This is a genomic window from Kitasatospora sp. NPDC114501 (assembly GCF_055633695.1).
In genome coordinates this window covers 145,178-167,114 of the sequence record NZ_JBVKDS010000007.1, presented here as the reverse complement: position 1 = coordinate 167,114, position 21,937 = coordinate 145,178, and the positions used below count along the sequence as shown (strand labels likewise).

General features: G+C 74.6%; 20 protein-coding genes and 1 pseudogene. 6 read left to right on the top strand and 15 right to left on the bottom strand.

Annotated elements, in window-relative coordinates:
* Nucleotides 1-66 precede the first annotated feature (66 nt).
* Nucleotides 67-2,403 (top strand): glycosyl hydrolase family 18 protein, encoded by a 2,337-nt coding sequence (locus tag ACZ7RU_RS15080; RefSeq protein WP_470341371.1) that lies wholly within the window; start codon nt 67-69, stop codon nt 2,401-2,403.
* 90 nt (nt 2,404-2,493) lie between these two features.
* Here ACZ7RU_RS15080 and yidD read toward each other — a convergent pair whose 3' ends face one another.
* From yidD to ACZ7RU_RS15050, 6 genes are all read right to left on the bottom strand, one after another.
* Nucleotides 2,494-3,051: a membrane protein insertion efficiency factor YidD gene (yidD, locus tag ACZ7RU_RS15075; RefSeq protein WP_470341370.1), complete on the bottom strand. Its 558-nt coding sequence runs from the start codon at nt 3,049-3,051 to the stop codon at nt 2,494-2,496.
* A 162-nt stretch (nt 3,052-3,213) separates the two neighbouring features.
* Nucleotides 3,214-3,981 carry a bestrophin-like domain gene (locus tag ACZ7RU_RS15070; RefSeq protein WP_470341369.1) on the bottom strand — a complete coding sequence of 256 codons (768 nt, stop codon included), beginning with the start codon at nt 3,979-3,981 and terminating at the stop codon, nt 3,214-3,216.
* 1,785 nt (nt 3,982-5,766) lie between these two features.
* The gene (locus ACZ7RU_RS15065) at nt 5,767-7,173 is read right to left on the bottom strand and encodes a family 2B encapsulin nanocompartment shell protein (RefSeq protein WP_470341368.1); all 1,407 of its coding nucleotides are present in this window, start codon (nt 7,171-7,173) and stop codon (nt 5,767-5,769) included.
* 611 nt (nt 7,174-7,784) lie between these two features.
* Nucleotides 7,785-8,300, bottom strand: coding sequence for a hypothetical protein (locus tag ACZ7RU_RS15060; RefSeq protein ID WP_470341367.1), 516 nt, complete (start codon nt 8,298-8,300; stop codon nt 7,785-7,787).
* A gap of 170 nt (nt 8,301-8,470) precedes the next feature.
* The gene (gene pdxR, locus ACZ7RU_RS15055) at nt 8,471-9,925 is read right to left on the bottom strand and encodes a MocR-like pyridoxine biosynthesis transcription factor PdxR (protein ID WP_470341366.1); all 1,455 of its coding nucleotides are present in this window, start codon (nt 9,923-9,925) and stop codon (nt 8,471-8,473) included.
* Between the two features lie 162 nt (nt 9,926-10,087).
* Complete coding sequence (locus ACZ7RU_RS15050; protein WP_470341567.1) at nt 10,088-10,570, bottom strand: universal stress protein; 483 nt, start codon at nt 10,568-10,570, stop codon at nt 10,088-10,090.
* 594 nt (nt 10,571-11,164) lie between these two features.
* Between ACZ7RU_RS15050 and ACZ7RU_RS15045 the strand changes: the two genes are divergently transcribed.
* Nucleotides 11,165-11,560, top strand: a complete 396-nt coding sequence (locus ACZ7RU_RS15045; RefSeq protein ID WP_470341365.1) for a transglycosylase family protein — start codon at nt 11,165-11,167, stop codon at nt 11,558-11,560.
* 72 nt (nt 11,561-11,632) lie between these two features.
* On the opposite strand, the gene ACZ7RU_RS15040 is transcribed toward ACZ7RU_RS15045, so the two are convergent.
* Both ACZ7RU_RS15040 and ACZ7RU_RS15035 read right to left on the bottom strand, forming a co-directional pair.
* Complete coding sequence (locus ACZ7RU_RS15040; RefSeq protein ID WP_470341364.1) at nt 11,633-12,217, bottom strand: pyridoxamine 5'-phosphate oxidase family protein; 585 nt, start codon at nt 12,215-12,217, stop codon at nt 11,633-11,635.
* Between the two features lie 163 nt (nt 12,218-12,380).
* Nucleotides 12,381-12,815, bottom strand: a complete 435-nt coding sequence (locus ACZ7RU_RS15035; RefSeq protein ID WP_470341363.1) for a CBS domain-containing protein — start codon at nt 12,813-12,815, stop codon at nt 12,381-12,383.
* A gap of 250 nt (nt 12,816-13,065) precedes the next feature.
* Between ACZ7RU_RS15035 and ACZ7RU_RS15030 the strand changes: the two genes are divergently transcribed.
* The 3 genes and pseudogenes from ACZ7RU_RS15030 to ACZ7RU_RS15020 all read left to right on the top strand — a co-directional run bounded on the left by ACZ7RU_RS15030 (nt 13,066) and on the right by ACZ7RU_RS15020 (nt 15,388).
* Nucleotides 13,066-13,500, top strand: a complete 435-nt coding sequence (locus ACZ7RU_RS15030) for a VOC family protein (protein WP_470341362.1) — start codon at nt 13,066-13,068, stop codon at nt 13,498-13,500.
* A gap of 64 nt (nt 13,501-13,564) precedes the next feature.
* A pseudogene (gene ligD, locus ACZ7RU_RS15025) lies at nt 13,565-14,434 on the top strand (non-homologous end-joining DNA ligase); the annotation flags it as partial.
* 99 nt (nt 14,435-14,533) lie between these two features.
* Nucleotides 14,534-15,388 (top strand): ATP-dependent DNA ligase, encoded by an 855-nt coding sequence (locus ACZ7RU_RS15020; RefSeq protein WP_470341566.1) that lies wholly within the window; start codon nt 14,534-14,536, stop codon nt 15,386-15,388.
* 65 nt (nt 15,389-15,453) lie between these two features.
* Here ACZ7RU_RS15020 and ACZ7RU_RS15015 read toward each other — a convergent pair whose 3' ends face one another.
* The 7 genes from ACZ7RU_RS15015 to ACZ7RU_RS14985 form a co-directional block, all read right to left on the bottom strand.
* A complete protein-coding gene (locus tag ACZ7RU_RS15015) occupies nt 15,454-16,038 on the bottom strand; it encodes a type 1 glutamine amidotransferase domain-containing protein (protein ID WP_470341361.1) in 585 nt (194 codons plus the stop codon).
* Between the two features lie 11 nt (nt 16,039-16,049).
* Entirely contained in the window at nt 16,050-16,346 is a 297-nt protein-coding gene (locus ACZ7RU_RS15010) for a PRC-barrel domain containing protein (protein WP_470341360.1), read from the bottom strand.
* Nucleotides 16,347-16,350: 4 nt separating this feature from the next.
* On the bottom strand, nt 16,351-16,764 hold the full coding sequence (locus ACZ7RU_RS15005; protein WP_470341565.1) for a hypothetical protein: 414 nt from the start codon (nt 16,762-16,764) through the stop codon (nt 16,351-16,353).
* Between the two features lie 65 nt (nt 16,765-16,829).
* A complete protein-coding gene (locus tag ACZ7RU_RS15000) occupies nt 16,830-17,306 on the bottom strand; it encodes an HAD family hydrolase (protein WP_470341359.1) in 477 nt (158 codons plus the stop codon).
* A gap of 77 nt (nt 17,307-17,383) precedes the next feature.
* Nucleotides 17,384-17,983, bottom strand: a complete 600-nt coding sequence (locus ACZ7RU_RS14995; RefSeq protein WP_470341358.1) for a GNAT family N-acetyltransferase — start codon at nt 17,981-17,983, stop codon at nt 17,384-17,386.
* Between the two features lie 113 nt (nt 17,984-18,096).
* Nucleotides 18,097-18,753 carry a TNT domain-containing protein gene (locus ACZ7RU_RS14990; RefSeq protein WP_470341357.1) on the bottom strand — a complete coding sequence of 219 codons (657 nt, stop codon included), beginning with the start codon at nt 18,751-18,753 and terminating at the stop codon, nt 18,097-18,099.
* A 211-nt stretch (nt 18,754-18,964) separates the two neighbouring features.
* A complete protein-coding gene (locus tag ACZ7RU_RS14985; protein ID WP_470341356.1) occupies nt 18,965-20,308 on the bottom strand; it encodes a geranylgeranyl reductase family protein in 1,344 nt (447 codons plus the stop codon).
* A gap of 433 nt (nt 20,309-20,741) precedes the next feature.
* Between ACZ7RU_RS14985 and ACZ7RU_RS14980 the strand changes: the two genes are divergently transcribed.
* Nucleotides 20,742-21,764: an LPXTG cell wall anchor domain-containing protein gene (locus ACZ7RU_RS14980; protein WP_470341355.1), complete on the top strand. Its 1,023-nt coding sequence runs from the start codon at nt 20,742-20,744 to the stop codon at nt 21,762-21,764.
* Nucleotides 21,765-21,937: the final 173 nt, after the last annotated feature.

The following is a 21,937-nucleotide window of genomic DNA, read 5'->3' as shown; positions in this document are numbered from 1 at the left end:
CGGCTCCCTCGGCCCACCCGGGCCACCGCACCGCCGGAACCCCCACACATCCGGAGGACCCACCGCATGCACGACCGTGTCCTGCCCTCGCGGCCCGCTCACCCCTCCGGGGAGCGCGCCGGCCGCCGGGCCGCCCACCGCAGAAGGGCCACCGCACTGGCCCTGGCCGCCACCCTGACCACCAGCGGCGCGGCCCTCGCCCTGACCTTCGGCTCCGCGTCGGCCGCCCCGGTCAACCTGCTGGCCAACGGCGACTTCGAGACCGGCACCCTGGCCGGCTGGAGCTGCGCCAACGGGTCCGTCGTCACCTCCCCGGTGCACGGCGGGAGCCGCGCGCTCAGCGGCGCCGCCTCGGCCGCCGACACCGCGCAGTGCCAGCAGACCGTCACCGTCCAGCCGAACACCACATACACCCTGGCGGGCTGGGTCCAGGGCAGCTACGTCTACCTGGGCGCCACCGGCACCGGGGTCAACTCCTCGGCCTGGACGCCGGGCGGGACCGGCTGGAACCAGCTGAGCACCACCTTCACCACGGGGGCCGCCACGACCTCCGTCACGGTCTTCACCCACGGCTGGTACGGCACCGGCGCCTACTACGCGGACGACCTCACGCTGACCGGCCCGGCCGGCCCCACCTCGACCGCCAGCCCGACGGCCACCGCGAGCCCCACCGCCAGCCCGACGGCCACCGCCAGCCCCACCGCGACCGGCAGCCCCACCGCCACCGGCACCCCGACGGGCACCCCCACGAGCAGCACCCCGACCCCGACGGCCACCGCGACCGGCCCGGCCGGCGACGGCAAGGTCACCACCCCGACCGGCTTCGCGGTCACCAGGACGACGTCCAACGCGGTGGTGCTCACCTGGCAGCCGTCCACCCTCACCAGCGGTGACGGCCCGGTCGCCTACAAGGTGTGGTCCAACGGCCAGCTGGTCGCCACCTCGATGGGCACCTCGGTCGCGGTCAGCTCGCTGCTGCCGGGCAGGAGCTACACCTTCAGCGTCCAGGGCTACTCCGGCAGCCACGCCTCCGCCCAGTCCGCACCGGTGAGCACCACCACCGCGGCCGCCCCCGCACAGAAGCCGATCCGCTCGGCCTACTTCGACCAGTGGGGCGTCTACGAGAACGCGTACCACGCGAAGAACGTCGACACCAGCGGCGCGGCGGCCAAGCTGGACGTCATCCACTACGCGTTCGCCAACATCGACCCCACCAGGTTCACCTGCTTCCAGGCGGTGAAGGCCTCCGACTCGGCCAACGAGTCCAACCCGAACGCCGGTGACGGGGCGGGCGACGCCTACGCCGACTACCAGGCCGACTACAACTCCGGCACCAGCGTGGACGGCACCGGCGACACCTGGGAGCAGCCGCTCAAGGGCAACTTCAACCAGCTGCGCCAGCTGAAGGCCAAGTACCCGAACCTGCGCTTCACCATTTCGATCGGCGGCTGGACGTACTCCAAGTACTTCTCCGACGCGGCGGCCACCGACAGCTCCCGGAAGGCCTTCGTCTCCTCCTGCGTCGACATGTTCCTCAAGGGGAACCTGCCGACCGGCGTGGCCGGTGACGCCTCCGGCGGTCCGGCCTCGGCGGCGGGCCTCTTCGACGGCATCGACCTCGACTGGGAGTACCCGGGCTCGGCCGGCGGCCACGCCGGCAACCACTACTCCGCGGCCGACAAGCAGAACTTCACCCTGCTGCTCAAGGAGTTCCGCACCCAGCTGGACGCCCTCGGCACCGCCCAGGGCAAGCGCTACCTGCTGACCGCCGCGCTGCCCAGCGGCCAGGACAAGGTCGCCCAGCTGGAGACCGACAAGATCGGCGCCTACCTGGACTTCGCCGACGTGATGTCCTACGACATGCACGGCGCGTGGGACGCCAAGGGCCCGACCAACCACCAGGACCCGCTGCACGACAGCCCGGCCGATCCGACCACGCCGATCACCCCGGGCACCCGCAAGTACAACGTGGACACCACGCTCGCCGCCTACACCACCGGCCTGCCCGAGTACGGCATCCCCGGCGGCTTCCCGGCGAACAAGATCGTGCTGGGCATCCCGTTCTACTGGCGCGGCTGGACCGGCGTCCCGGCCGGCTCCGACTACGGCCTGTACCAGAGCGCGACCGGCCCGACGGCGAAGAAGCCGCTGAGCCAGGAGGCCGGCCTGGCCGCCTGGAAGGAGCTCAACCCGACCGCGGCGCAGACCCACTGGGACCCGGTCACCGAGAGCAGCTGGGTCTACGACGGCACCAACTTCTGGACCGGTGACACCCCGCAGGCCGTCCAGGCGCGCGGGGCCTACGCCAAGAACAAGGGCCTGGGCGGCCTGTTCGCCTTCTCCCTGGAGAACGACGACGCCTCCGGCACGATGCTCAACTCGATGGACAGCAGCCTACGCTGACGCATCGTCGGAAAAGAGCGACGGCCCGCGCGGAACCTCCGCGCGGGCCGTCCGCGACTCGGCAGGGAGCCGCCCTGACTCGGCGGCGGCTCAGCGCGGCGGCACCGGGTCCGCCCCGCCCGCGCCCGGGCGGCAGCGCAGCAGCCGTCCGGCCGTCAGCCGGGCCCCGCGCAGCGCGCCGTGCCGGTGCAGTGCCTGCACCGCGTAGGTCGAGCAGGACGGCGTGTACGGGCAGCAGGCCGGACGGCGGGGGCTGACCTCGGTGCGGTAGTAGCGCACCGCGCCGTACAGCACCCCGGCCGCGAACCCGCGCGGGGCGGGGGCGGAGGGGTCGGCCGTCCGGCGCCTGCGCGCCCCGGTGAGGGCGAAGCGGACACCGGAGACCATCATCACGGGGATCAGGGCGATCATGCAGGGGTCGGCGATCTCGCAGCAGCCGTCGCCGCAGCAGTCGATCCCCTCGTTCCGAAGGCGCTTGCGCCGCTTGGCCTTGACGTGCTCCTCCTTGCGGTAGCGCTCCCGGTACTCCTCCCAGGCCCGGCGCTGCTTCTTCCGCCGGATCCGCTCCGAGGCGGGCAGCCACCACCAGGCGCGCTCGGGGCGGGCCGGCGGAAAGTGGGCGCCGGGATCCGGCGTCTGGTCGGACACTGCTGACGATCCCCTCGTTGGCTCCGCCGGGGACCGGCCCCCGACGATCCGGGCAAGATTATCCGAAGACCATCTGCCCGGATCCGTCCTGCGGGCCGATGGCTGAGCGGGCCAGCGGACCTGCGGGCCGGCAGCACGGCGGTCGCCGATCCGCCGACCCGCTCAGTCGCCGAGGTTGAGCGAGGGGAAGAGGTCCTCGAACGGCTGGGTGGTCACCGACACGCTCCGGGAGAACGGATTGTCGAAGTCCCAGATCATGAACAACAGGAAGGCGATCAGCACGCTGAAGCAGAGCGCCAGGGCCAACTCCCTCGGCGTACGCCGGATCTGGAGCGCGAACAGCATGCCGACGGTCACCACCGCACCGCCGATCAGGCCGAACCAGACCACCCCGGGCATCGTCGGCCCGGCGTTCTGCCCGCGCGAGTCGCGGGCCTCGGAGGTCTGGCTGATCCGGTCCATCATCGGCTGGTAGGACTGCGCCTCCAGGTCGGAGGCGGGCGGCCGGGTGGCGACGTCGTTCTGGAGCTTCTCGAGCAGCTGGTCGCCCTTCTCGGTGATCGCACCGTTCTTCTTCATGTAGTCCCACTCGGTGTTCACCACGTACGAGACGTAGGCGTCCACGTCGGCCCGGACCTGGTCCCGGAACTCCACCGGGTAGACCACCGCGCGGTCGCTCACCTCGCGCAGCGACTGCGCCTCGCGGAACAGGTCGTCCTGTGCGGCGCCGCGGCCCTCCCAGACACCCGCGATGGCGAGACCGAGGACGATCGCGTAGACCACTCCGATCATCATCGTGATGTACTCGATGACGTCCGGGGTCTCGTCGGTGCTCTCCTCGATCGGTCGGCGCTGCCTGAGCACCACCACGGCCACCACGACGGCACAGGCCGACGCCATGGCGATGATCAACGCCACCCACTCGGACATGGCAACTCCCTTCTCTGGCTTGACTTGTGACGGAACGTGATAGGTCGAGGAGGGCGAGCCCCGGCCGGTCCGGGCCGGCTCCGCCCCGTACCGCCGCCCGGGCCGGGCGGCGGGTCGTCAGGGGACGGTCAGAGCGGACCCGAGCGGCCGCCGCGTCCCCGGCCACCGCGGCCCGGTCGCAGGGCCGCCGCCGCGATCACGGCGGGGACCATGATCAGCAGCATCGTGGTGGTCATCGAGAGGCCCTGGGGGTGCCGGGCCATCGGCGCGGGCTTCGCCGCCGGGGCGTGGAAGACCGGTCGCGCCGACGGGGTCGGCCACAGCGGACTCGGACGCGCCGGGCTCGGCGACGCCGCGGGGCTGGGGGCCGCCTGGCTGGGCGCGGACGCACTCGGGGCCGCGGGCGCGGGGGCCGCCGGGGCCGGGACAGGTACAGCCGGTGCGGGGGCGGGCGCCGCGGGGGCCGGTGCCGCCAGTGCGGGCGCCGGAGCGGGTGCCGGCGGCGGTGCGGGTGCGGGCGACGCCGGGGGCGCGGGTGTCGCGGGCGCCGGGGTGGGGGCCGCGGTCGGGCTGGGGGACGGCACGGTCGGCGACGGCGTCGGGGTGGGAGTCGGGCTCGGGGTGGGGCTGGGCGTCGCGGTGGGGGTCGGGGTCGGAGTGGGAGTCGGCGTCGGCGTGGGAGTCGGGGTCGGAGTGGGCGTCGGCGTGGGAGTCGGGGTCGGAGTGGGCGTCGGCGTCGGCGTGGGAGTCGGGGTCGGAGTGGGAGTCGGGGTGGGTGTCGGGGTCGGAGTCGGCGACGGCGTATGGGTGGGTGTGGGCTTCGGGCTCGGACTCGGACTCGGGCAGGGGCGCGGGTGGTGGTGATGGTGGTGATGCCAGCCGTGGCCGCCGTACCAGTCGTCGTCGTACCAGTCGTCGTCCTTGTCGTCCTCGCCGTGGCCCGGCCCCGCCTGCCCGGGCCCGGTCTGCGCCGCGACCGGCTGCCCGGTCCCACCGCGCAGGCCCGACGGACGCGAGGGCGAGGAGAACGGCGGCGAGGGGACGGAGGGCGACGAGAAGGACGGCGAATGGAGCGGCGGCCCGGTGGGCTTCGGCGGCACGGTCGGCTTCGAAGGCCCGGTGGGCTTCGGCGGCACGGTCGGCTTCGGTGACCCGGTGGGCTTCGGCGTGGGCTTGGGTGTGGGGCAGGGGTGGTGCCCGTGCGGGGGCCAGGGCCCGGGGTGCCCCGGACCGATGCTCGGCGCGACGCTGACCCCGACCTGGACGTCCACGTCCACGCCGACCGTCACCTGTCCGCCCGGCCGTACCGACATCGACACGTCGGTCTCGTCGCACACGCAGACGTCCACCACCGGGCCGTGCGAGTACCCGCCGGAGTTCCCGGCGCCGGAGGCGGTCGCACCGCCGACCAGCGCGCAGACCGCGACCACGCCGGCCGCCGCGCCGGTCAGCCGCGCCCGCCGCCCGGGCGCCGCTCCCCCACCGCCGCCGGGCGGTATCCGGCGGATCTGCCGACGCTGGGGCATGGGCTCCACACACCTCTCGGGTCGTTCGGGGAGGACGGAACGGGCTCGGGCCGACCGGCCGCGAAGGAACGGACAGCAGGGGTAGAACGAGCAGAACGGTCGAATTCGGTCGCAGCAGTGACAGAATCTCCATCGGGCACGACCAGAAGTGATCAGACACGGTCAGGCGGACGGCCCGCCCTCGGGGGCAGGCCGTCCGTCATCAGGTCAAACGATCTTCGAGTCGACCGGTTACGCCCGCGCTCGCCGGTTCGCGCGCTCAGCGGCGGGTGTGCGCGATCTCCACGTTCTCCAGCACGCCGACCGCGTCCGGCACCAGGATGGCGGCCGAGTAGTAGGCGCTGACCAGGTACGAGATGATCGCCTTCTCGTCGATGCCCATGAAGCGGACCGAGAGCGACGGCTGGTACTCGTCCGGGATGCCGGTCTGGTGCAGGCCGATGACGCCCTGGTTGTCCTCACCGGTACGGATCACGAGGATCGAGCTCGTGTTCTCCTTGGTGATCGGGATCTTGTTGCACGGCAGGATCGGTACCCCGCGCCAGGCCGGCACCTGCTGCCCGCCGAGGTCGACGTGGGTGGGGTACAGCCCGCGGGCGTTCAGCTCCCGGCCGATCGCGGCGATGGTCCGCGGGTGGGCGAGCAGGTAGTCGGGGTCGCGGCGGCGGTTGAGCAGCTCGTCCAGGTCGTCCGGGGTGGGCGGGCCGGAGTGGGTCTGGATGCGCTGGTCGAAGTCGGCGTTGTTGAGCAGGCCGAACTCCGGGTTGTTGACGAGCTCGTGCTCCTGGCGCTCGCGCAGGGCCTCGATCGTCAGCCGCAGCTGGTGCTCGGTCTGGTTCATCGGCTGGTTGTACAGGTCCGCGACCCGGGTGTGGACCTTCAGGACGGTCTGCGCGACGCTCAGCTCGTACTCACGGGGCTTGAGCTCGTAGTCCACGAAGGCGCCGGGCAGCTCGTACTCGCCGTGGTGGCCGGCCGACATGGCGATCTCGGCCTCGCCGCGCTCGTTCTGCGCCTGGAGCGGCAGGGCCAGGAAGGCCTGGAGGTGCTCCTGGAGGCCGGGCGCGTTGTCCCGGACGGCGGCGAAGTCCGCCCGGCTCAGCGTCAGGGCGACACCGGCGGTGGCGGTCTTGGCCGTGAACTCCCAGACGGCGTCGGGGTTCAGCAGCGCGTCCTCGCCGAAGCGGTCGCCGTCGCCGGCCACGCCGACCTCGGTCTCGTCACCGTACTTGCCGGTGCCGATCTTGTTGACCTTGCCGTGGGCGATCAGGAAGATCCTGTCGGCGGCGTCGCCCCGGGTGGTGAGCACCTCGCCGGGGCCGAAGTCCCGCTGCTGGCAACGGTCGGCCAGGGCGGTGAGGACATCCTCGTCCTCGTAACCGCGCAGCAGGGCCAGCTCGCCCAGCTCGGCCGGGATCACCCGGACCTGGGAGCCGGTCTTGATGAACTCCACCACCCCGTTGCCGACGGCGTAGGTGAGTCGGCGGTTGACGCGGTAGGCGCCACCGGCCGCCTGGACCCAGGGGAGCACCTTGAGCAGCCAGCGGGAGGTGATCTCCTGCATCTGCGGTGCGGACTTGGTCGTGGTGGCAAGGTTCCGGGCAGCAGCCGTCGCAAGGCTCTGCTGCTTGGCCTGCACTGCCTCCGGGCTCGTGTCCACGGTCATCGGCAGGGCTCTCCATTCCTGTGATCGGGTCCCGCGTCCAGGGGCATACCGGTCCGCCCTGGCGCATGGTGTGACGGACCATCAGATCCGCATACCGGTGGGGGCGTTGGCGAATTTCGCGAAGGATCGGCCACCGTCTCACGGCGACCCATCCGGAACCCTAGATCACCAAAGCCCGGCGGATCCCGCACGAAGGCCCACTACCCCCCGATAGGGTGAATCTCGCCCGGTCCGCCCCCATGCCCCCGCAAACTCCAGGAACATCCGTTCGCCACTGCGATCCCCGTACTGCCAACGGCCTTCCCATCCCGGCCGCCGCCCGGCCGGCCCGGCCCGGAGCCGTCGCCCGGCGTCAACCCGGCACACCGCCCCGGCAGCGGCGCGGCACCCCGCAGCGCGGCGCCCGGCCTCCGGCGGCCCGGCCGCCGAGAGCGCGAACCCCCGGGAAACGCCGACCCGGGGAAACGCGAACGGCCCGTCAGGTGCCGACACGGGGGAGGCCGGCACCTGACGGGTGAACGGGGGGCGCGCGGTCGGGGCTCTGCACCGGGAGGTTCGCGCGGCCGCGGCGACCCGGCGACGACACCGCCGGTGCCGCCGGGTCAGGCAGGTCAGGCGCAGGCGACCTGGGTGCCGGGGACGCCGACGATGCCCGAGTTGTTCGACTCACCGCCCTGGTACTCGTAGTACAGGTAGGAGTAGAAGTCGATCCGGGTGTCCGGGCCGCAGGCCGAATCGGGGGCCACGGTGTACGTCACCGTGAAGGCGCTGCCGGCGCCCGGGGCGAGCGGCACGCTGTAGCGGGCGATGCCGCCGTGGACGTTGTCGCTGCACCCGTTGGTCTGGGTTCCGCAGGCGGTCGCGGTGAACTTGAGACCGGCCTCCAGACTGGTGCCGTAGGTCTCCTGGACGCTCTGGAAGACGAACTGGATCGGGGTGTCGTGCGGGTTGGTGAGCGTCAGGGTGAGCGTGAACTCGCCGCCCCGGACGGTCGTCTGCCGGTCGGAGACGGCCGTGAGGGGCAGTCGGCTGTCGGCTCTGGCGGCGGGGGCGGCGGAGAGGAGCAGCCCGGCCACGAGGGCCGGACACGCGGCGAGCGCGATGCGACGCGGATGTGTTCTGCGCATGACCATGGAGCGTAGGCCCCGCGTCCGCCGGGCTTCCGCTCCTCGGCCCCGGTCCGTACCGACGCAGGAGCGGCGAGCGGACACCGGGCACCACGCCGCCCGCGTTCCGCCCCCACCGGTGCGCCCGGGGGCCTATGCTTCGCCGCCCTCCCGGGGCCCTGCCGCCGTCCTCACCCGCACGGCGGCAGGATGTCGCAGAGCGCGCCGACCGCCGCCGGGTAGGCGTGGTCCGGCGGTGTGGCGTAGCCGACCACCAGGCCGTCGACGGCGGGCATCGCCTCCTCGCTCACCGCCGGGTGGCGGTAGTCGGCGAGGCCCTCGACGGCCAGGCCCCGGTAGGCGGCGGCCTTGAGCACCGAGCGCTCGGTGCCCGGCTCCAGGCGCAGCACCGCGTGCAGGCCGGCCGCGATGCCGGACACCTCGACGTGCGGGGCGCGGGCGGCGAGCTCGGCCACCAGCTGGTCGCGGCGCTCCCGGTAGCGGCGGCGCATCCGGCGCACGTGCCGGTCGTAGCCGCCGGAGTCGATGAACTCGGCGAGGGTGAGCTGGTCCAGGGCGCTGGCCCAGCCCTCGCGTTCCCCCTTGGCCGCGAGCACCCGGTCCACCAGGTGGTCGGGCAGCACCATCCAGCCGAGCCGCAGCGCGGGGGTCAGGCTCTTGCTGGTGCTGCCGAGGTAGACCACCCGTTCGGGGTCGAGCCCCTGGAGGGCGCCGACCGGCTGGCGGTCGTAGCGGAACTCCCCGTCGTAGTCGTCCTCCAGGACCAGCCCGCCGCGCCCGCGCGCCCAGTCGACCACGGCGGCGCGGCGGCCCGGGTCCAGCGGTCCGCCGGTCGGGAACTGGTGGGCGGGGGTGAGCAGGGCCGTCCGGACGTCCGGGTGCCGCGCCAACTCGCCGGTGCGGGCGCCTCGTTCGTCGATCGGCAGCGGCACGGTGGTGACCCCCGCGGCGGCCAGCAGCCCGCGGTGGAAGCCCAGCCCGTACGCCTCGACGGCCAGCGGGCCGTGCTCGGCGGGCGGCAGGACGGGCGAGGCGCCGTCGAAGAGCAGCCGCAGCGCGTGGGCGAAGCCGGAGCAGACCACGATCCGGTCGGGGTCGGTGCGCACCCCTCGGGCGCGCGCGAGGTAGTCGGCGAGGACGGTGCGCAGTTCGCGCCGGCCCTGGGGATCGCCGGGGCCGAAGGCCTCGTTGGGGGCGGCGGTGAGGGCCCGGCGGGCGGCGGCGAGCCAGCCGGTGCGCGGGAAGGAGGAGGCGTCGGGCTGGCCCTGGCGCAGGTCGTGGGTGGGGCCGGGGCGACGGGAGGGCCGGCGGGCCCGGGCGCGCGGGACGGGTTCGGCGCGTTCGGCGACGGTGGTGCCGGAGCCCTGGCGGGCGGTGAGCCAGCCCTCGGCGACGAGTTCGGCGTAGGCCTCGGCGGCGGTGTTGCGGGCCAGGCCGAGGTCGGCGGCGAGGGCGCGGTAGGGGGGCAGCCGGGTGCCGGGGGCCAGTCTGCCGCTGCGGATCGCCTCGCGCAGGGCCGCCATCAGTGCGGCACGGCGGCCGCCGGCGGCGGGGAGGTCGAGGTGCAGGTCGTTGCCGGTCGGGTGGGCGGGCTCGGAGGGGTGCGTGCCCCGCGTGTCCGTCATGGTCACGCACCCTACCGGCCGCCCCTGCGGCCCCCTTCGGGCGGCTGCCCGCTCACGAAGCACCGCCCACGCGGCCGCACCCCTCAGGACTCCCGGCTACGGCTACGGCTACGGCCACGGCCACGGCCACGGCCACGGCCACGGCTACGGCTACGGCTACGGCTACGGCACGACGGTGACCGGCCAGCGGCCGGCCTTCACCAGCCGGACCGCCACCGAACCGATCACCCGGTGCCCGGCCTGCTCGGAGGCGCCGACCACCACGGCGTCCGCGCGCAGCTCGTCCGCGAGCTTGGCGAGGCCGCTGTACGGGTCGCCGCGCCTGGTCAGGAAGCGCCACTCCACCTTCCACACCTCGCGCACCCGCTGCTCGGCCTCGCGGAGCGCGGCCAGCAGTTCCTCGGCGATCTCCTGGGTGGTCTCCTCCACCGCGGCCCCGGCCAGGGCGGTCGCGGCGCCGAGGATCGGCTGGATGTACGCCACGGCGAGGACGGCGCCCTGCCGGCGGGCCAGCCCGGCGGCGTAGGCGGTGGCGCGCCAGGAGGAGTCGGAGCCGTCCAGGCCGGCCAGGACCACGCTGGGGCCGTCGGTGCCCAGCTCGAAACCGGCGGGCGCGGCCGCGGCCTCGTGGTCCCGGGCGCCGATCGGCACCCCGGCCGCCCCCGCCCCTCCCCTTCCTGCGCCCGCCGCCCCACCCGCACCGCCGGCCGCCTCTCCCGCGTCCGCCGTGTCCGCCGCATCGCTCTCGTTGCTCATGGGCCGAGGCTATGCCCGCCACGCGGAGTGACGACAGGGGGCGCCCCGGGTGAGGGCTGTGGTGCGGGCCACCCGGCCCGGCGGCCGGGGCCGCGAAATCCGCACCGGCGGCTGGCCGGTCGTCACGCACCGTCGACCGTGTGGGCGGCCTCACAGCGGTTTTCGGGCGGGTTCGGAGTGGCGCGGGCCACTTCCCGGGCCGATTTGATCTTGGAAATGGGGGCGAATCGGGCGAAATCGCCACATTTCCTTGATCCTTACGCCCGGTAACAGCCCTCTGACGTGGCTAAACCTTCAAATCCTTGAAACCGCCACGGCCACCCCCGTAACTTCGAACCCGTTGCACCGAGCGATCCGCTCCGGCCGGGCCGACCGCCCCCGGGCAGGACGGTGCAGGACCACGCGAGTGACGTGTCCCCGAAACCGACGGCCTTCCGAGGGCCTGGTTCCGCGCGCTCGCAGACCCCCTCCGAAAGGAAATCCATGACCTTCCGTAACGAGACTGCCGCTGCCACCACCACTGCCACCCCGAAGCGCCGCAACCGCGTCCGGATGGCTCTGATGGCCGGGGCGCTCACCGCCCTGCCGGTGGCCGGCCTCGTCACGGCCACCAGCGCCTCCGCCGCGCCGGCGTCGGTCTGGGACAAGGTCGCCGCCTGCGAGGCGACCGGCAACTGGGCCATCAACTCCGGCAACGGCTTCTACGGCGGCCTGCAGTTCACCTCCAGCACCTGGGCCGCCTTCGGTGGCACCGCGTACGCCCCGCAGGCCCACCAGGCCAGCAAGGCGCAGCAGATCGCCATCGGCGAGAAGGTCCTCGCCGCCCAGGGCCCCGGCGCCTGGCCGGTCTGCTCCGTCAAGGCCGGTCTGACCAAGTAGGACCGCGTGCCACGAGGCCGCCGCACCCCGTCCGGGGTGCGGCGGCCTCGTCGCGTTCCGGAGCCCGACGCCTCAGGACGGCCGGGGCGGCAGCGGCAGCGGGACGGCCGGCAGGCCGTCGAGGCTGGTGCCGACCAGCGGCTTGCGCTCGCAGTAGGCGCCGAACTCCTCCTCGTCCTTGCGGTCGAAGTACTGGGCGTGCAGGTCGCGGTCGGCGCGGTAGTCCATGAACGGCACCGCGTACCCGCAGGAGTCGCTCACCCGCTCGGCCCTGACCAGCACGATCGCCCGCAGGCCGGAGCCGTCCGCGGCCGGGTCGAAGCGGCCGAGCAGTTCGGCGAACCGCGGGTCGTCGCGGAACACCGGCTCGCCGCGCCCGTGCACCCGCACCACGGTCGGCGGGCCCTCGAAGGAGCACCACATCAGGGTGATCCGGCCGTTCTCCCGCAGGTGGGCGACGGTCTCGGCCTGCGAACCGCCGAAGTCCAGGTAGGCGAGGGTGAGTTCGTCGATCACCACGAGCGTCCCGGAGCGGCCCTTGGGCGAGAGGTTGACGTGTCCGTCGGCGGCCAGCGGAGCGGTGGCCACGAAGTAGACCGGCTGGCGCTCGATGAACCGGCGCAACCGGCCGTCGATGCTTTCGTACTGCTTTCCCATGGGCGGAATTGTGCCCGCATCCCGACAGGTGGGAAAGGAGGATCCGACCCCTGGACGGCTCGGCCCGCACGACGGACGCCCGCACGACGGACGCCCGGACCGGCCGGTCCGGGGACCGGCCGGTCACGAGCGGGGCCGGGACGGGCGCGCGGGCGCCGGCCGGTCACCGCATCATGTAGACGCTGTCCATGAACTCGATGATCTGCTGGTCGGTCAGCCGCTGGCCGTCGCGGTGCCCCATCGCCAGGTCGGCCTCGCTGATCATGCCCACCAGCCGGTCCCCGTCGATCACCGGGATGCGCCGGATCTGGTGCTGCTCCATCTTGCGCAGCACCGTTTCCATGCTGTCCTCGGCGCGCACGCAGTGCAGGTGGCCGGAGAGCTCCATCGCCGTCATCCGGGCCGGGTCCTTGCCCTCCGCGACACATCGCAGCACGATGTCGCGGTCGGTGATGATGCCCTTCAGCTTCTGGTCGTCGCCGCAGATCGGCAACGCGCCCACGTTCTTGTCGCGCATCATCTGCGCGGCCTCGGCCAGGGTCTGGTGGGCGCCGATGCACTGGGCGCCGGTGTGCATGATGTCTCGGGCAGTGGTCACGGGGACTCCTTCGTCGATGGTTCCCCCCGCTGGTCCCCCCGCGTCCCCCCGGCGGTGCTCCCGGGCTCCCGCCGTCCGAGCGGAAGCGGTGTGACCGCGCCATCACCATAAGCAACCCCGCCGCCGCCCGCGACCTCTGGCCCACGGCGCAGGGGCCGGAGCAGCGCGGCCCGGGACGTCCGAGGGCGGGGCGCGGGGGACGGCCGCAGAGTGGGAGGCAGGACGACCCGCGCTTCCCGAGGAGTGAGCCATGGACGCCACCGAGACCCCCGCCCCGCAGGTCTGGCCCAGCCTGCGCGCCACCGACGCCCGGGCCCTGATCCGCTTCCTGGTCGACGCCTTCGGCTTCCAGGAGGTCGTCACCTACGGGGAGGGCGACTTCGTCGCGCACGCCGAACTCGCCTGGCCCGAGGGCGGCGGCGTGATGCTCGGCTCCGACCGCGAGCCGCCCGAGGGCGCCGAGCCCTGGCCGGGCCGGCCCGGCGGCTTCTCCGCGTACGTGGTCACCGCCGACCCGGACGGCGTGCACGCCCGCGCGGTGGCCGCCGGGGCGCGGATCACCACCGGGCTGTACGAGACGGACTACGGCTCGCGCGACTTCGCCGCCGCCGACCCGGAGGGCAACCACTGGTACTTCGGCACCTACCCGGGCGCGCCCCGGCCGGTCGCCCGCCCCCGGGGGTGACGCGGGTGCGCCACGGCCGCGGGGGCCACCCCACCCGACGCACCGGAGGCGGACCGTGCCGCAGATGACGGTGGACGGGCGCACCCTCGCCCTCTCCCACCTCGACAAGGTGTACTACCCGCGCACCGGCACCCCCAAGGGCGAGGTGCTGCGCTACTACGCCGCCGTGCACACCGCGCTGCTCCCGCACCTGCGCGACCGCCCGGTCTCCTTCCTGCGCTGCCCGGACGGGGTCGAGGCGGAGGTGTTCGTCGCCAAGAACCCGCCACCCGGCACCCCGGACTGGGTGCGCACGGTCGACGTGCCGAGCAGCACCGGCGAGCTGCGCCAGGTGGTGCTGGAGGACGGCGCGGCCCTGCTGGCGGTCGCCAACCTGGGCTGCCTGGAACTGCACGTCCCGCAGTGGCACGCGGCCGCGCCCGCCCTCGCCGACCGGCTGGTGCTGGACCTCGACCCCGGCGAGGGCGCCGACGTGCTGACCTGCCGTACGGTCGCGCTGCTGCTGCGCGAACGGCTCGCCGCGGACGGACTGGCGGCCTGGGTGAAGACCTCCGGCTCCAAGGGCCTGCACCTGCTGGTCCCGCTCGAGCCCACGCCGAGCGCCCGGGTCTCCGCGTACGCGAAGGCGCTGGCCGCCGCCCTGGAGGCCGAGCACCCGGAGCTGGTGGTGCACACCATGGCCAAGGCCCGCCGGCGGGGCCGGGTGCTGGTCGACTGGTCGCAGAACAACGCCAAGAAGACCACCGCCGCGCCGTACACCCTGCGGGCCCGGCCGCTGCCGACCGTCTCCACCCCGCTGGACTGGGCGGAGCTGGAGCGGGCCGCCGCCGAGCGGGACCTGGTCTTCACCCTCGCCGAGGTGCCGGACCGGCTGGCCGCGCACGGCGACCTGCTCGCCCCGCTGCTGGACCGGGAGCGGGCCCGGCCGCTGCCCACCGCGTCCCCGGCGTCCTCTGCGTCCGGAGCGGAACCGCCACCGCGGCCGCGCCGGGCGGAGCAGGCGCGCCAGGTGCTGCACCCGCCCGTCGAGGTGATGCGCCCGGCCGCCGTGACCGCCGTCCCGCCCGCCGACGGCCTGGGCGGCGGGGGCGTGCTGTACGAGCTGAAGCTGGACGGCTTCCGCTGCGTCGCCTTCGCCCGCGGCGACCAGCCCGCCTACCTCCAGTCCCGCAGCGGCCGCGACCTCGCCCCCGAGTTCCCGCCGATCGCCGCGGCCGTCGCCCGGCTGCCCGAGGGGCTGGTGCTGGACGCCGAGCTGGTCGCCTGGCGCGGCGGCCGGTTCGCCTTCGGCGAGCTGCTGCGCACCCGCCAGGCCCGCGCGGCCGCGCCCGAGGTGGCGCTCGGCCTGATCGCCTTCGACGTGCTGGCGCTCCCCGGCCGTGACGTCCGCCGGCTACCGCTCACCGACCGGCGCCGGCTGCTGCTCGCCGCCCTCGCCGACGTCCCGCCGCCGGTCCAGCCGGTGATGGCCACCACCGACCGGGCGGAGGCGCTGGAGTGGATGGAGCGGCTCGCCGACACCGGGGTGGAGGGCTTGGTCTGCAAGGCCGCCGCCTCCCCCTACCGCCCGCGTGGCGCCGGCCGCGTCTGGGTCAAGTACCGCCGCAGCGACACCCTCGACGCCACCGTCCGCGCCGTCACCGGCCCGGCCGCCCACCCGCACGCGCTGGTCCTCCAGCTCGACGACGGCCGGGTGTTCCTGACCGCCCCGCGGCTCACCCCGGTCCAGTCCCGCGAGGTCGCCGAGGTCGTCCGCCCGCTGCTCGGCCCGCCCGCCACCGACCCCGACCACGGCCCGGTGCACCCGTTGACCTCCCCCCTGCGCGCCGAACTCACCCTCACGGGCCGGCCGCCCGTCGCCACCTTCGTCCGGCTCCGGGGGGACTGACGGGAGGCTGACCGGAGCCGGCGGGGGCGCGGTCGTCCTGTGCGCCCCCGCCGTCACCGCTGCCGTCACCGCCGCCGCTTCGCCGCCGCGTGGGCGAACTCCGTCACGAAGGCGTCGTCGAACAGCGGCAGGTCGCCCGGCTTGCGGCTGGTGACGAGCGGGCCGGGGCCGTCGTGGCAGACGTGCACCGGCTCGTCCACCCACTGCGCGCCGGCGTTGACCAGGTCGGTGCGCAGGCTGGGCCAGGAGGTGAGGGTGCGCCCACGTACGGCGTCGGCCTCGATGAGCGTCCAGGCCGCGTGGCAGATCGCCGCGACCGGACGGCCGGTGGCGCAGCAGGCGTGCACGAAGGCGACCGCCGGCCGGTCCAGGCGCAGCCGGTCGGGGTTGGCGACGCCGCCGGGCAGGACCAGCCCGTCGTAGTCGGCCGGGTCCGCCTCGGCGACCAGGGCGTCCACGGCGAAGGTGTCGCCCGGGGCGCCGTGCCGGACGGCCTGGACCCGGCCCTCGGCGGTGGAGAGCAGCCGCGGGGTGCCGCCGGACTCGGCGACCGCCTGCCAGGGGTCGGTCAGCTCGACCTGCTCGGCCCCGTACGGCGCGACCAGGAAGGCGATCGTCCGGCCGGTGAGCGTGGTGGCGGGCCAGCCCATGGTGCGGTCGCTCAGCGCGGATGCGGGGCGGTCAGGTCGACGGCGGCGGGCGGGGCGGAACTCAGCCTCGCGCGCGGGCAGTCGAGGTGGACGGCGCGGTCCAGGTGGTCGAGCCGGGCGATCTGCCCGGCCGGGACGAGCACCCGGGTGCCCGGCACCCAGGGCCCGGCGTCGACCAGCAGGTGGTCCCCGGCGTCCTGCTCGACCCGGCCGACCGGGCCGTCGGTGGCGTGCACCTCGTACCCGACCAGCGCGGGGTCGGCGGCGGGATGGGAGCCCGGGCGGTACTCCCACAGGTCGGTGGTCATCGCGTCACGCCTCCGGACGGTCCCAGGGGCGCCGCTCCCGGCGCTCCCGGCGTTCCCGGGCCTCCGCCGGGTCCAGGGTCACGGTGCCGGCGCGGCCCGCCCTCCGGCGGCGCAGCAGCTCCGCGGTGGCGACCGCGGCCGCCACCGTGGCCACCCAGACCACGCCGAGCGCGACCAGCACGGCGGCGACCGGGGCCCGTACGCCCACCCCGAGGCAGATCGCCGTCATCACCAGGGCGGTCAGCACCACCCCCGCCGAGATCCTGCGGCCGATCGCGCGCAGCACGCCCCGGACCCGGCTGGGCGGTTTGGCGCCCATCGTGCTCAACTTCCGGTCGAGCCGTGTGTCCTGGCGCAGATCGGACTCGATCTCCTCGAGGAGCCGCCGCTCCCATCCGCTCAACGCGGGGCCGTCCATCTCGGTCACCTCCGACACCTCCGGTGACGTGCTCGCACCCGGCGGTTGCCCGGTACGGGCCGGCGCTAACCGTTCGCGGCGCCGCCTGTTCCGGCGCCGACGGGCCCGAAGGCCCGGGGGCGGGCGAGCAGGCTGTCGTCCAGGACGCTCAGCAGCGCGGCGGCGTCGCGGTGGACCTCGGCCGCACCCGCCGCCCGCAGGTCCGGGCCGGTCTCCCGGCCCGCCGCCAGGGCGACGCACGGCACCCCGGCCCGCCGCGCCGCCCGGACCTCGCGCACGCTCCCGGCGACGGCCACGGCGTGCGAGGGCCTGCCGTCCACCAGGTCCAGCGCGGCCCGCACCGGGTCGCCTCCGGGGTCGGCCACGGTGAGGGCCGGAGCCCCCGCGGGCCCGGGGCCGGTCAGCACCACCGTCCACCCCCGGGCGGCGCACTCGCGCAGCAGCTCCGCACCGCCGGGCAGCGCGGGCTGCCACCAGTCGGTACCGAAGAGAGCCGCCGAGACCACCGTCATGATCACCGATTCCGTTCGCGGGCGACGCACCGAACGCTCCCTTCCAGGTTAGGTCGCTCCCCCGCCTCGCGCGCAGCCTGCGGGCCGAGGGACCCGGGGGCGGGCCCTCAGTCCGTGAACGGGTCGGACGCCAGCCGGGCGTGGAGGTGTTCGTCGACGTAGACGCCCCCGCCGTAGGTGTAGGAGCCGCGCAGGGTGCCCTCGTAGGGGAAGCCGGACCGCTCGGCGACCCGGCAGGAGTCCTCGTTGGCGACGGCGTGGTAGAGCTCGACGCGGCGGACGTCGGCGTGCTCCACGGCCCAGCGGGTGACGGCGGTGGCGGCCCGGGAGGCCAGGCCCCGGCCGCGGGCGGCGGCGACCAGCCAGTAGCCGATCATGGCCACCCCGTCGTCCCGGTCGGTCCACCCCAGGTAGACGTTGCCGCACAGGCTGCCGTCGGCGGCGTCGAGGATGGCGAAGGAGGCCGCTGTCCCGGCGGCCCAGCGCTCGTCGCAGCGGTCGAGGTAGGTCTCGGCGGCCACCGGGCCGATGCCGCTGAGCGGGCTCCAGCGGGCGACGGCCGGGTCCTCCGAGGCGGCGATCAGGGCGGGCACGACGCCGCCGGGCACGTCGAGGGCGCGTCCCCACGGGCGCAGCAGGGCGTCGCCCAGGTCGAGGACGGTGGGGCGGAAGACCCGCCGGTCGGTGACGGGATCGGTGGTGGTCATCCGGTCTTCCTATCCCCCGCCGCCCGGCGTCCGCCAGCGAATAACCCGGCGTCCCGGCGGCGCCCGGCGCCCGGCTCGGGCATCGGACGCCGCCGTACGGCGGCGGAGCGGGGTCAGATCCGGGCCAGGTAGCCGTTCTCCACCAGCCAGAGCACGTTCAGCCTGGCCGGGCCGCCGGGCAGCAGAGCGCCGTCGAGCTGGTACTGGAGGCCCCAGCCGGGCTGGTTGAACCACGGCGCGATCGGGCCGGCGTGCACCGTGAAGGCCTTGACCACCTTGTAGTCGTGGTAGTTGCAGGCGGCCGGCGGGTTGCCGTCCAGGCTCTGCGGCGGGATGGCGCGGTTGGCGTAGGGCAGGCCCTCGGGGGCGAGGAAGGCGCCGTACTCGCTGCCGTAGCGGTCGATGTTCTGGTTCGGGTGGAGCGTGAGGTCGAACTCGATCGGGGTGCCGTCGGGCAGGGTGACGTAGCCGTCGGCCGGCGGGTACGTCCAGCCGCCCTTGCCGCCGTTGCCAGCCGGGTCGTAGTACTCGGCCAGGAAGTCCTGGTCGCTCGCGCCGCCGGTGCGCTGGTAGCCGACGAGTTGGCGGCCGACCGGGCCGGTGGTCGGGAGGTCGGCGGGCCCGAGGCGGGCGTCGTCGTCGCGGAAGGCGGCGGAGCACTGGTCGGAGGGGGTGGCCGCCGGGGCCGCGACGGCGGCGGGGGTGCTCACGGCGGTGAGGGCGGCGGCCGCGGCGAGCGGCGCGACGAACAGGCGAAGGCGAAAGCGCACGGTGTCTCCGTCGGACGGGTCAGCGGTCGAAAGGGAGCCACGGAGGGGTGGTGTCCTCACCCTCCGTGGCTGGTTCGACACCAGGCAATCGGATCATCTGATCATTCGTCAACATGATTCGTGCAGCTGGGCGTTCGACGCTGCGGATTCGGCCGAACCCGGGACGCCGGGCCCGCCCACCCGCGAGGATGAGCGGTCCGGTGCCGCCGGCTCACCGCCCCGGGGCGACCCGGCCGATCAGGTGGAGCAGCCGGTCGAGGGCGTCCTTGGAGTTCGGCTCGGTCAGGTTGACCATCAGCCGGAACGCCACCTTCAGCAGCGCCGGGTGGCCGAGCCCGACGGCCCCGGCCGCGCCGAGCAGCTTCGGGCGGCCCAGCAGGTCGGCGGCCAGCCGGCCGAGCGCGAAGTAGCCCGCGTAGGCGGAGCGCAGCGCCTGCGGATAGGCGCGCAGGGCGAGTTCGCGGCCGCGGTCGGTGCGGCGGGCGAGGGCCTGGACGATCGTCTCGGCGGCGTAGCGGCCGGACTCCATCGCGTAGGCGATGCCCTCGCCGGTGCCCGGGCTGACCGTGCCGCCCGCGTCGCCGACCAGCAGCAGGCCGTCGGCGTAGTGGGGTCGGCGGTTGAGGCCCATCGGCAGGGCGGCGCCGCGGATCGGCTCGGTGACCGCGTCGGGGCTGTAGCCGTACTCCGGCGGCAGGCCGTCGCACCAGTGGCGCAGCAGCTCCCGCCAGTCCACCTCGGTCTTGGCGGTGTCCAGGACCCCGAGTCCGACGTTGGCGGTGCCGTCGCCCATGCCGAACACCCAGGCGTAGCCGGGCAGCAGGCGCCGGGCCGGGTCCCGGGGGTCGCGCAGGTCGAGCCAGGCCTCCAGGTAGCGGTCGTCGTGCCGCGGGGTGGTGAAGTACGTCCGGTACGCGACGCCCATCGCGCGGTCGGTGCGTCGGTAGCGCTTCATCGCCACCGACAGCCGGGTGGAGTTGCCGTCGGCGGCGACCACGACCGGGGCCCGGTAGGCGACCGGTCGGCGCTCCTCGCCCAGCTTGGCGGTGACGCCGGTGATCCGGCCGGTCCGCTCGTCCAGCAACGGGCCCGTCACATTGGCGCGTTCGATCACCCTGGCACCGGACGAGGCGGCCCTGCGGGCGAGCAGTTCGTCGAAGTCGGCGCGGCGCCGGACCAGTCCGTACCCGGGGTAGGCGGAGAGCTCGGGCCAGTCGAACTCGATCGAGCGGCGCCCGGAGATCAGCCGCAGGCCCCGGTTGTGCAGCCAGCCGGCCTCCTCCGAGACGTCGATGCCGAGGTCCACGAGCTGTTTGACGACGCGGGGGGTGAGGCCGTCCCCGCAGACCTTCTCGCGCGGGAAGGCGGACTTCTCCAGCAGCAGGACGTCCAGGCCGGTCCGGGCCAGGTGGGCGGCGGCGGTGGAGCCCGCCGGACCGGCGCCGACCACGATCACGTCGGCGCTCTCCGCGGCCCGGACGGTCTCCTCGCCCCCCGCGGCCTCCTCGGGCCGGGCCGTCTGCTCGGGCCGGACGGTCTGCTCTGGACCGGGCATCGCACTCTCCCACGGGTCGGATCGGCTGTCCACGCGACGGAAGCCTCGGACTGGGCGGTTCCGGACGGACGATAGAGAACCCCGGCACCCGCCCGCCGCCCCGACACGCAGGCCGCCGCCGCGAACCGGTCAATACCGGCCACCAGGGCGGCGCGGGTTCACCCGCCGGGCCGTGTCCCGGAGTTGACCGGCCAACCGGCTCGAAGGCACCCGAAGCCCTGACAACCGGGTAATCAGATCGTTGTAATGGACTAGTCGGACCAATCACCTGGAGCGATGCATTTCGACCAAACCCCCCTTGCGTCACGTTCCCGGCTGCGGGAACTTTTGTGCCCCTCCCGTCGCACGACACCGGCTCCCGCCGAACGGCCGACCAGAGGCTCCCTCCCGCCGCGCGGGCCCGTCCCGGCCTGCCGTACCCGATGGAAGTCAGATGCACCTCCGTTCCACCGCCGCGCGCTCCCTGGTGGCCGTCCCGACCGCCGCCGCGCTCCTGCTGCTCGCCCCCGCCGCGCACGCCGTCGCGGGCGGCAAGGGCGGCGCCCCCGGCAACAACGGCACCGTCAAGATCCACGACGCCGGCACCGGCCAGGAGGACGTGCGCAACGAGCCCAAGGTCTGCACCTTCTACCTGGACTCCTTCGGCTTCGACGCCAACCAGGACGTCGTCTGGGCGATCGCCACCGTCGGCCCCAAGGGCGAGACGCTCGCCGCGTTCGGCGACATCCCGGTCGACCCGCACGGCCACGTGCGCACCGAGGACATCCACCTGCCGGACGGCCACTACAAGCTCTACTGGCAGTCGGTCGAGCTGGTGGACGGCAAGCTGCCGAAGGAGCCCAAGCTCAACAACCCCAAGCACAAGGTCTTCAAGGTCGACTGCGGCGGCCAGACCCCGGCCCCGACCGGCAAGCCCTCTCCGAGCGTGACGCCGACCCCGGTGAAGACCCCGCCGACCAGCCCGACCGCGGTGCCCTCGCACACCCCGTCGGTCCCGGCCACGCCTCCCGCCACCACCCCGGCCTCCCCGAGCGCGAGCACGAAGCCCACCGAGACGCCGAAGCCCCCGGTGACGCCGACCGCCACTCCGACCACCCCGGCGGCGACCGCCCCGGTGACGCCTCCGGCCACCGCCCCGGCCACCGAGAAGCCCACCGCTCCGGCCACCGGGAACCCGACCACCACCGCCGCCCCGAGCCCGGCCCCGTCGGACGCGCCGACCGCGACCGTGCCGGTCCACGTCCCGACCACCGAGACCCCGGTCAACCCGGAGCAGCCGCTGGTCATGCCCGACAAGGTCAGCGTCCCCACCCCGATCCCGGGCGCCCCCTCGGACGGCAAGAAGCTGGCCACCACCGGCAGCGACGGCACCCTGCTCTACGCGGGCGCCGGCACCGTGCTGCTGCTGGGCGGCGCGGGCGCGGTGGTCTACGCCCGCCGTCGCCGCACCAGCTGAAGTACCCGCCCGGGCGCGTCCCGGGCAGCGCGCCGCGACTGAGCCGCGGCGCCACTGAGCCCCTGGCCCGCGAGCAGCTGCGGGACCAGGGGCTCCCTGTCGTTCCACGGCGCGCACCCCCTCGGGGGTTCACCGGCGGTCGCACCGGGCTCGACGAGGGGCCCTGGCCACGG